11 protein-coding genes and 1 pseudogene are annotated in these 9,653 nt (G+C 64.3%); 3 read left to right on the forward strand and 9 right to left on the reverse strand.

Features of this window, described 5'->3' with window-relative positions:
* Positions 1-2 precede the first annotated feature (2 nt).
* The 3 genes from AB0362_RS08040 to AB0362_RS08050 all read right to left on the reverse strand — a co-directional run bounded on the left by AB0362_RS08040 (position 3) and on the right by AB0362_RS08050 (position 2,811).
* The gene (locus tag AB0362_RS08040) at positions 3-758 is read right to left on the reverse strand and encodes an ABC transporter permease (protein ID WP_366235412.1); all 756 of its coding nucleotides are present in this window, start codon (positions 756-758) and stop codon (positions 3-5) included.
* Positions 755-1,750: an ATP-binding cassette domain-containing protein gene (locus AB0362_RS08045; RefSeq protein ID WP_366235413.1), complete on the reverse strand. Its 996-nt coding sequence runs from the start codon at positions 1,748-1,750 to the stop codon at positions 755-757. Before AB0362_RS08045 ends, AB0362_RS08040 begins: the two co-directional genes overlap by 4 nt.
* Before the next feature lie 95 nt (positions 1,751-1,845).
* A complete protein-coding gene (locus AB0362_RS08050) occupies positions 1,846-2,811 on the reverse strand; it encodes a lysophospholipid acyltransferase family protein (protein WP_366235414.1) in 966 nt (321 codons plus the stop codon).
* A 116-nt stretch (positions 2,812-2,927) separates the two neighbouring features.
* On the opposite strand from AB0362_RS08050, the gene AB0362_RS08055 reads away from it, so the two are divergent.
* Complete coding sequence (locus tag AB0362_RS08055; protein ID WP_366235415.1) at positions 2,928-4,331, forward strand: GntP family permease; 1,404 nt, start codon at positions 2,928-2,930, stop codon at positions 4,329-4,331.
* Here the strand turns inward: AB0362_RS08055 and AB0362_RS08060 are convergent.
* Both AB0362_RS08060 and heR read right to left on the reverse strand, forming a co-directional pair.
* Positions 4,328-5,113 (reverse strand): SDR family NAD(P)-dependent oxidoreductase, encoded by a 786-nt coding sequence (locus tag AB0362_RS08060; RefSeq protein ID WP_366235416.1) that lies wholly within the window; start codon positions 5,111-5,113, stop codon positions 4,328-4,330. The genes AB0362_RS08055 and AB0362_RS08060 overlap by 4 nt on opposite strands.
* The gene (gene heR, locus AB0362_RS08065; RefSeq protein WP_149406910.1) at positions 5,110-5,892 is read right to left on the reverse strand and encodes a heliorhodopsin HeR; all 783 of its coding nucleotides are present in this window, start codon (positions 5,890-5,892) and stop codon (positions 5,110-5,112) included. Before heR ends, AB0362_RS08060 begins: the two co-directional genes overlap by 4 nt.
* 56 nt (positions 5,893-5,948) lie before the next feature.
* Between heR and AB0362_RS08070 the strand changes: the two genes are divergently transcribed.
* A complete protein-coding gene (locus AB0362_RS08070) occupies positions 5,949-6,527 on the forward strand; it encodes a TetR/AcrR family transcriptional regulator (RefSeq protein ID WP_366235417.1) in 579 nt (192 codons plus the stop codon).
* Between the two features lie 7 nt (positions 6,528-6,534).
* Here the strand turns inward: AB0362_RS08070 and AB0362_RS08075 are convergent, their stop codons facing one another.
* Complete coding sequence (locus AB0362_RS08075) at positions 6,535-7,143, reverse strand: YdeI/OmpD-associated family protein (protein WP_366235418.1); 609 nt, start codon at positions 7,141-7,143, stop codon at positions 6,535-6,537.
* 40 nt (positions 7,144-7,183) lie between these two features.
* Positions 7,184-8,146 (reverse strand): SMI1/KNR4 family protein, encoded by a 963-nt coding sequence (locus AB0362_RS08080; protein ID WP_149406907.1) that lies wholly within the window; start codon positions 8,144-8,146, stop codon positions 7,184-7,186.
* Positions 8,147-8,276: 130 nt separating this feature from the next.
* Here AB0362_RS08080 and AB0362_RS08085 point away from each other — a divergent pair, with 130 nt between their 5' ends.
* The gene (locus tag AB0362_RS08085; protein ID WP_188078737.1) at positions 8,277-8,747 is read left to right on the forward strand and encodes a YdeI/OmpD-associated family protein; all 471 of its coding nucleotides are present in this window, start codon (positions 8,277-8,279) and stop codon (positions 8,745-8,747) included.
* 25 nt (positions 8,748-8,772) lie between these two features.
* Here the strand turns inward: AB0362_RS08085 and AB0362_RS08090 are convergent, their stop codons facing one another.
* Together AB0362_RS08090 and AB0362_RS08095 are read right to left on the reverse strand one after the other, a co-directional pair.
* The gene (locus AB0362_RS08090) at positions 8,773-9,477 is read right to left on the reverse strand and encodes a M50 family metallopeptidase (protein ID WP_094640494.1); all 705 of its coding nucleotides are present in this window, start codon (positions 9,475-9,477) and stop codon (positions 8,773-8,775) included.
* A 76-nt stretch (positions 9,478-9,553) separates the two neighbouring features.
* Positions 9,554-9,653: pseudogene (locus AB0362_RS08095) on the reverse strand (acyl-ACP desaturase); the annotation flags it as partial.

The following is a 9,653-nucleotide window of genomic DNA, read 5'->3' on the forward strand; positions in this document are numbered from 1 at the left end:
CCTCACACCCGCGAGGAACCCATAGCCCGGATCCCGACGGTAAGTCCGACCGCAGCGGTAGCCACGGCCGCGAAGACACCGGCCGTCACCGTCGAACTTGTGAAGTCGCCCGCGAACAGTGCACGTTCGGCATCGACCAGGTACCCGAGCGGGTTGATGTTCACCAGGAACTGCATCCACCCCGGTGCGGCCGTCAGCGGCAGCATCGTGCCCGACAGGATGAGCAGCGGGAACATCAGAGTCTGCTGTATCGACCAGAACACCCAATCCTGGCCGCGCACAGCCAAAGCCAGCGTGTAGGACAACGCGCCCAGACCGACACCGAACACGCCGAGCAACACGATGCCCACGGCGGCACCGACCGGATTCACGGACAGGCCGAGCGGTAAGGCGACCAGGATGATCAAGACGGCCTGCGCAGCCAGCGGGACCATTTCCTTGAACGCGCGCCCGACGAGCAGCGCCGATCGCGGCAAGGGGGTCACCAACATCCGTTCGTGAGACACCTGCTGCAGCTCCGCCAACAAATTCGAGCCCGTCATGGAGGTTCCGAAAATGGTGATCATCGCGAGGACCCCCGGAACGAACCAGTCCCAGACGCTTCCGTCCCCGAGGCCGGGCACCTCGGTGAGCAGTGGGCCGAACAGTGCGAGCAGGATCAACGGTTGGATGAGACTGAAGATCACCGTGAACGGATCGCGGACCATCGGCCGCAGTTCGCGGCCCATCACCAATGTGCTTCCCGACAGAACGTTCATCGGAGTTCTCCTGCCGTGCCTGCGGTTTCGAGAGATGCGGAATCCGTCGCGGTGCTCTCACGAAGACTGCGCCCGGTGAGGCCGAGGAACACGTCGTCGAGGGTCGGTCGCGTCGTATCCGCCGTCAGCACCCTGATGCCATGAGACTCGCTCAGCCGCAGGAGATCCGGAAGAACCACCTCGGCCCGCTCGACCCGGATGTTCAGACGCGAACCCGCCACCGTCACGTCTCTGACACCGGCTACACCGTCGAGAAGCGCAGCCAGCGCCGACGCGTCGGACACGGTGAGGACGATCAGATCACCTGCCAGTTCCGATTTCAGTGCGGCGGCGGTGTCGTCGGCGATGACGGTGCCGCGATCGACGACGATCACCCGCTCGGCCATCGAATCGGCCTCGTCGAGATAGTGCGTGGTGAGCACGATGGTGGTGCCCATCTCTCGCCTCAGCCGCAGAATGTGGTCCCACAGATTCGCCCGGCTCTGCGGGTCCATGCCGGTGGTCGGTTCGTCGAGAAACAGCAACGGCGGCCGATGCACCAGACCCAGTGCGATGTCGAGTCGTCGACGCTGCCCGCCGGACAGCGTCGACACGGTACGAGTCGCGAGCTCGCCGAGTTCGAGTGCCTCGATCAATTCGTCTGCGCGACTGCCTGATCGGCGACGCGTCATGCCGTAGCACTGCCCTTGCACCACCAGCTCGTCGCGGTCGCGCTGATTGTGGCCCGCACCGTTGCCCTGCCCCACGTAGCCCAGGCTGCGGCGGACTCGATCCCGGTCTTTGCCCACGTCGAATCCGGCGATGCGGGCCGATCCCGACGTCGGTGCCAGCAACGTGGTCAGCATCCGCAGAGTGGTCGACTTGCCGGCCCCGTTGGGGCCGAGCAGAGCCACCAACTCTCCCTCACCGATCGTCAGATCGATGCCGCGCACCGCCTCGACGGTCTTCTTGCCTTGCTGAAAAGTCTTGGTCAATCCCGAAGTTTCGATCATCTGTGACGCCCCTCGTCGTAGCGGTGAATCCCTACGACGGAGACGTTAAAAACGATCGCGGTCAGCTTCCGTCCGCGATGCCACGCGGCGGTCGATCAACCGAAGACGGGGAACTTTCGTTTACGGGCCAGGGCGTCCATCCCGGACTGAATGCTCGCGCGCACCTCGTCGTACTTGGCGTCGACGTACGCCTCGTCCTCGCACCGCGCCGGATCGTGGTCCAGTTCGACCGGCGGCATGAAACGAGTGCGAATCTTCGCGGGCAACGGAATCTGCGGTAGCGCCGCGGGCGCAATGATCCACGGCAGCGAGATCGCGATCGGAAAGACCTTCAACCGCGCAATCTTGTCCAGCTTCAACGCTTTCGACAGCTTGTCGCCGCGAATGAGCACCGGCATCGCGTCTGCCCCACCCACCGTTGCCACCGGCACGATGGGAACACCCATCCGGATGGCGAGCTTGATGAAGCCGGTTCGACCACCGAGGGTCGCCTCGTCCCGTTTGCTCCAGGGCCGCAGCGAATCGACCTCGCCGCCCGGCCACACGATGACGTCTCGGCCCTCGGCCAGTGCCGTCGACATCGAGTCCGGTGCCGCGGGAAGCACCCCCATGGATCGAAAGACCTTTCCGATCAAGGGGAACGCCATCAAGGCATCGTGCGCGGTTCCGTGCAGAATGCGTCCTTCACCGAAGTGCCGCCACCACTGAGCGCCGACGGTCCACGCGTCCCAGACGAACGGCGCACCCGAATGCACGCCGACGACGAGCACCGGCGACTCCGGAATGGTCTCCCAACCGTCGATCTCCATCCGGAAGTAGCGGTCCATCACCCCGTTCCAGAGTCGCTGCTGCCGGTCCATCGCCACGGTGTTCTGATCGTCGAGGTCCCAGCCGCCTGCGCGTTCGGCAACCACCGCTCCGAGGCCCCCGGACGACTTCTCCCGACGCTCTTTCATCTTCAGACGCGCCGCCGCGGCGTACCGCTGCGCTTGCTCGCGCAGCTGCTCCTTCGTCGGTTCTTCGGAGCCGTCCCCACCCAGTACGTGATCCCCATCACTCATACCCGCACCGTACTCCACCCGTCCGAAGCCGACTCACAACCAGCGCTCGTAACCCCGCGCGACGTCCCGAGTGTCCGTTATGGTCAGAATTCGAGCCGAGCGAACGAGGTATACCGATGGATCCGATCGAACCGGCATACGGAACGACAGCTCTGCTGCTGATCGCCGCCGCAGCCGTTGCAATCCTGCTTTTCCTCATCATGAAGGTGAAACTGCACGCCTTCGTCTCCCTGGTCCTGGTCAGCGCGGTCACCGCCGTCGCGGCCGGAATCCCGCTGGCGGACGTGCCGTCGGCCCTGCTCTCGGGCTTCAGTTCCACGCTCGGCTCGGTGGCGCTGCTCGTCGCGCTCGGCGTGATGGTCGGCAGACTGCTCGAAATCACCGGTGGTGCACAGGTATTGGCCGATACCCTGATCAACCGATTCGGGGCCAAACGCGCACCTCTGGCGCTCGGTGTCGCCGCACTCATCTTCGGCTTCCCCATCTTCTTCGACGCGGGCCTCGTCGTCTTCCTGCCGATCATCTTCACCGTCGCCAAACGTTTCGGCGGATCGGTGCTGCTGTATGCCCTCCCGACCGCAGGCGCATTTGCCGCGATGCACGCCATCGTTCCCCCGCACCCCGGTCCGGTCGCTGCCACCGAACTCCTCGGCGGCGACATCGGTTCGGTACTGCTCGTCGGCGTTCCCGTTGCCGTCGTCTCCTGGTTCGTCGGCTCGTACCTCGTCGGTACCCAGCTCGGCAAGCGGTTCCACACCTTGCCTGCAGATCTCTTCTCCGACGGCGCTGCCAACTCCGACGAGCACGACAAGGAAATGGCCGCGCTGCGCGATCCGGCTCCGAAGTTCGGTGCGGTGCTGTTCATTCTGCTGACGCCTCTGGTGTTGATCTCTCTCAACACCGTCGTCAACACACTGACCACGTCGGGTGTGCTGACCGGAGACGAGACCTGGGCCGCAGCGCTGACGCTCATCGGTCAGACACCGATCGCGCTGCTCATCACGCTGCTGCTGGCTCTGTTCATCCTCGCGCCGGGACGCTTCCCGGTGGCCGACGGTGCCAAGTACATGGATCAGGCGCTCGGGCCCATCTGCTCGATCATCCTGATCACCGGTGCCGGCGGCATGTTCGGTGGCGTGCTCCGGGCCAGTGGCATCGGGCAGTCGCTCACCTCCTCGCTGTCCGGCCTCGGACTGCCGATCCTGCTGCAGGCCTTCCTGATCGCCACCGCGCTACGCGTCGCGCAGGGTTCGGCCACCGTCGCTCTCACCACGACCGCCGGACTGATCTCGGTGCAGGTGGCCGAATTGGATCTGAGCAACTTCAAGATCGCGCTGTTGGTGTTCGCCCTGGCCGCTGGAGCCACCGTGCTCTCCCACGTCAACGACTCCGGCTTCTGGCTCGTCAGCCGCTTCTTCGGCATGGACGAGAAGACGACCCTCAAGACCTGGACCGTCATGGAAACGACACTGGGACTGGCGATCTTCGCCCTGGCATCGCTGCTGTGGGTGGTGTTCTAGCGGGGTGGACTGCCTCGATTGACGAGTCCGAGCAAGACCGACGGGGCGAGCCTCGACCCGATGATCGACACTCGGCCCAGTCCGATGGCGATCTCGTCGCGGCCTCTGTCGAGTCCGGCCATCGTCTTGTCGAGGAACTTCTCCAACGGCATCGCCATCGGCGGCGCGCTGTCCATGCTGCGGTGCAACGGTGTGTCGACTATCGGCGGGACGAGTTCGACGACCTGAACGGTGGTTCGGCGCAGTTGATGCCGAAGACTGACGGTGAACGAATGCACGGCTGCCTTGGTCGCGGAGTACACGGGAGCGCCGGTGAGCGGAACGAAGCCGAGGCCGGAGCCCACGTGCACCACCCTTGAGCGAGGAGCACGGCGCAGGAGGGGCAGCGCTGCCGAGGTGACGTTCACGAGGCCGGTGAAATTGGTGGCGATCTCGTCGGCGATGTCGGCACTCTCCGGCTGCTCCTGCGCCGAGAAGTTTAGTGGGCGTTGGACTCCGGCATTGTTGATCAGAGTCGTCAGATGCGGAATCGACGCGGCGATCTCCGCTATCGCGCGGCCCACGGATTCCGGGTCGCAGACGTCCATGACGATCGGCGTCATGCCGGGGTGCTCCGCGGCCATCGCACTCAGGCGCACGCTGTCGCGACCGGTGACGACGACGTGGGCCCCACGAGCGTGGAACCGGGTGGCGAGTCCGGCACCGATGCCCGATGTCGCGCCGGTGATGAGAACCACGTCGTCGTCGAAGGACCCCGGGTGTGACCTTCCGCGTCCGATCATGCGAGCGACCCGGCAACGATCTGCCAGGCCAGAGCAGATTTCGCGGCGAGGCTGAGTACGAGGTAGACGAACTCGCCGAATGCGTAGTCCCGCCACGGCCCGATCCTTCGGTACTGCAGCCATTGGTTGGCCGCGAAGCTCATGAAGAAGACGAACAGCGAGAAGAAGATTCCGTAGACGAACCCGGGAACTTCCGAAGCACCGACGAGGTTCACGGTGATCGCTACCCAGGGTGCGGCACCGGCGACACAGCCGAACCAGAACGCGGTGAGGTCCGGTCGCTGTCCAGGTGGGTTGAAGCGCTCCTGGAGCCAACCGAACAGGATCATCGCGACGTTGGCACCCACGATCGCGATCAGCGCGCTGATCTGCGTGATGCCGGCGTACAGGGCGATGAGGACCACCATGATCGTGGCGCTGACGCTGTACTCGAGCCATCGAAACGGGTTGATACCGCGAGAGAGGTTGCGTTCGTATGACTTTCGTAGTGGAACCCCGGTGACGAAGTGATCCACCGCCGCCAGTGCGAGGAAGACGGCGACGGCGATACCGATGGGAACCGCGAACGCTTCCTGCGCTTGCGGAACCACCGTTCCCGGCGGTCCCGCGGGGTAGGCGGTGGTCACATCGATGGCGAAGTCGGATGCGATGACGAGCACCGCGATGGCCTGAACAGCGTGCAGCGCGGACAGCGAGAGGTTCCAGATGCGGAGTCGCCTCAGCCTGTCCGGAGACAGAGGATGCTCGGTCGCGACGGCCGGGTGCGGAGTGCGTGCCATGACCGATAGCCTTACAGGTTGTAAGGCTGCTGACAAGGAGTGGTGGGGAGAACGCTGTGAAGACGGACGAAGAGCTGTCCGCTCGCCAACGGATCATGCTCGCCGCGATCGAATTGGCCGGCCAGCAGGGGACCGGGCGCATGACGATGTCCGCAGTAGCCGCGCGTGCGAAGGTGTCCCGACCTACTCTGTACAGCTACTTTCCGGACGTGCCTCGGATTCTGGAAGCCTGGGTCGAGCAGGAAGTGGTGCGCGTCGAGGCGCGGCTTCAGGACGTGTTGGACCGGGGCGCAGGGTCGGATCCGATGACGGTGCTGGGTGACTACATCGACCTGCAGTTGAACTATTTCGTCGAATCCCCGACGAGGGCCCTGCTCACGGCGGCCGCACTGGGATCGCCGCCGCAGGCCGTCACCGGACACATCGAACGGTTCCGCGCAGACGTACACGGGCTGCTGTCGGTTCTGGGCAGGCAAGGACGTCTTCGGGCCGATGTGGACGTCGAGATGCTGGCCGGGCTTGTCATCGCGGGGATCACCTCGATGACCTCTCACGTGCTGGAGGAACAGCTATCGCCTACCGAGGCGCGACGCCGATTGCTGAACATCATCTTTCGAGGATCGCTTCGCGTGTGACGGTCGGCTACCCCGGCTGTCGGTCCCGCTTGGGTTGCCATCGAGCTGCGCGCTCGCCGATCGAAGCGAGCCGAGCAGTCTCGTGCACTCGAGAGGCTCGGGTCTCGGGCCGCTTGGCGGTCACGATCCACTCCAGAATCCCGCGACGCGCGGACGGCGGAAACTGGTTCCAATTACTTTCCGCATCAACGTGTTCGGCGAAGGCGGCGGCCAGGTCCTCGGGAACAATCAGATCCTCGACCTCGTCGAGAACGGTCCATGCTCCGTTGGCCACGGCAGCCTGGACGGCGCGCTCTCCCGCCGGAAGCATCAGGCCTGCTTCGCGAAGGGCCTCGATACGGATCTTGTTCGGACGGGACCACGCGCTCGCGGGTTTGCGGGGCGAGAAATACAACATGGTTCGCTCGTCGTCCAGCTTGCGGGGTCGACTGTCCACCCAGCCCACCGCGAGCGCTTCCGCGACGGCGTCGTCGTAGCTGATCGCCGGTTTTCCAGTGGCCTTCTTCCACGACACCAGCCACGCCGATTCCGCAGTTCCGTGATGGGCGGACAACCACGTCCGCCACTGCGCACGTGTCTCGGCATGCACTCTCGGTGCGTCGTCCATGACGGCCATGCGTATCCCTTCGTTCGTCGGGATCAGTCCAGCGCCCGTCTCACTCGTCCACTTCGAAGACGCATCCCCCGGATGGAAGCTCCAGGACGACGACGTCGTGATCTTCTCCGGTGACGATCGCGGTGTAGACCACCTCCGACCCATCCATCGACACCCACCAGTTCATGTTGGCACCGCGCACGCGCGGCACCTGCCGATATACCGCTCTGGCGTCCTCCACAACGGAATGCGGATGCAGCTTCCGAGCGGTATCGACGACGGTGCGACGGACATGGTCGAGACTGATCAGGTCGTCGTCGTCCGAGAGCTGCGATGGTCGAAAATCGATAAGCGGGAATGGCACTCGAACGACTGGCAGAGTAGCCGCGTATGCCATCGATCCCTCCGATAACGCGGGGTCACGCCAATGGAGCACGCCGTCAACGAACGTGGGCGTCACGTCGTCGTAGATCGCCGATCCGGTCTCGACGCTGCGGTGCACCGCTGCGATGTACTCGGTCAGCGAGTTGAACCAGGGCGCGCCTTGGTCTGCGGAATCGTACGAGAAACTGCGGATACAGCCTTGCCGAGCACCCGGGCGCGTGTCGACGTAAAGTGTGCTGCCTGAACCGTCTTCGGCGATGGGAACATATGCCGGGACGAACATCTCGGCCGTCTCACCTGCCTCCTGAGCAAGCACTTCGGCCGGCCAGTCCTCACCCAGATCGTCGATCGGATGCAGATTTTCGAGACTGAACCGGTGCCGATCGACAGCTCGGTCGAGCGAGCAGAGAGTGAAGTCCGGCAACACCGAGCCGACCGGAACGTAGTCCTCGCCGTAGGTTTCGTGCTGCCCGTCGTGCAGTCCGTAGAACTCTCGCAGTTCCGACGTCCACGGCGTGGTCTCACGTTCCGCGGCCTCTCGCTCATCCAATGTCCGTGGGGGCCGAATCGAGGCGGCGGTGACGGGCGCACGTTCACGAAGCATCGCCATGTATGCGGTCCATACCTCGGAGAGGTTCACGACTCGAATCTAATGGTTCTCGATCTGCAAGGGGGTTCGATGCGAGTCTCCATTCCGCAGAGATCGTTCGTTTATGCTGCGATCGTGGGCGAATTTTCCCTCAGCGGTGTGTCTACGATGCGAGGTAATCGTGAGTGATCGCATTCGATTCGACGGAGTGCTCGAACCGTTGACGTGGGGCAAGAACACGTATGCCATCGTCCGAGTCCCGGCAGAATTGGTCGAGGCCGCGAAGCGATGGCCGACGCGCCGGATCGACGGTTCGATCGACGGCCTCAGCCTCAACTTGGGACTGAACAAGGCTGATGCAGATGTGATGCCCGGGTCCTTCGTCTATGTCGGTGCGGGCCTTCAGCGCCGATTGGGCGTCAACATCGGTGATCTGTTGTCGTGCGAATTCGAGCCGGCCGACCCCGATCTGGTGCCGGTTCCGAAAGACCTCGAGCAGGCAATGGAGAACGCAGAGTGCACAGCGGCCTGGGAGCGCAAGCGCGCCAGCGAACGGCGCCAATTGTTGATGCCGATCGACAACGCGGCGCGCGAGCAGACCCGCGCAGATCGGGTGGCCCGACTGGTGAGGATGTTGACCGACAATTCGTAGACCGGTAGGACCACCCGGCTTCCCGTCACTGCACCGGCATCAGAATTCGCCACGCCCCCAACGCCAGTGAGCCGACGGTGACGAGCAGGAACAGGCCGACCCAGACGATGCCGGGGAGGAAGGTCAACCGAGCCAGCTGATCGGCGTCGGAGTCCCTGGCCCGTCCTGCGCTGCGTGATTTCTGCAGTTCGAGAACGGGACGCGGACCGGCGATCAGCAGGAAGAACGTGATGAAGTACGCCGCAGCGACCTGCTGCTCTCCGGTGCCCCACCAGGACACGACGAACAGGGCAGCTCCGACGACGACGAGCGAGAGCAGCCCGTAGATGTTGCGAATCATCAACAGCATCAACGCAATCGACACGACGCCGATCCACAACACCGCGACTGCATGCTGGGTTCCGAGCACGAACGCGGCGCCGAGACCGAGCAGCGACGGCCCCACGTAGCCGGCGAAGGTCATCGCGATCACGCCGAGGCCGGTGGGCTTGCCCTTCGAGATAGCGACGCCCGAGGTGTCGGAGTGCAGTCGCAGGCCCATCAGCTGTCGGCCGGTGATCAGCGCAACGAACAGGTGCGCACCCTCGTGCGCGATGGTCACGACATTGCGGGCGATGCGCCAGGTCTGCGGCAGTACCACGATGACAAGAGCGGCCAGCGCGGCAACTTGGACGATCCACACCGGCGGATCAGGACTCACCGCGGAAATGCGGTCCCAGAATTCGTTCACACCCCAGTATGCGGCTTCGCCGCAGTGGTGCGGTCAAGTGCCGCCGAAGGCACTTAACCGTGCCACTGCCCAGGCACTAGGAGGCGCGTGCTTCGGCCTTCGCGCGTTCGCGGGCGAGGGAGCGATCGCGCATCTCCTCGAACTTGGTGGCCTGCCGCTCGAGGTCTTCGAGGAAT

Origin of the sequence: Rhodococcus sp. NPDC079359 (genome assembly GCF_040702585.1) — a bacterium.
In the GTDB taxonomy this organism is placed as follows: domain Bacteria; phylum Actinomycetota; class Actinomycetes; order Mycobacteriales; family Mycobacteriaceae; genus Rhodococcoides.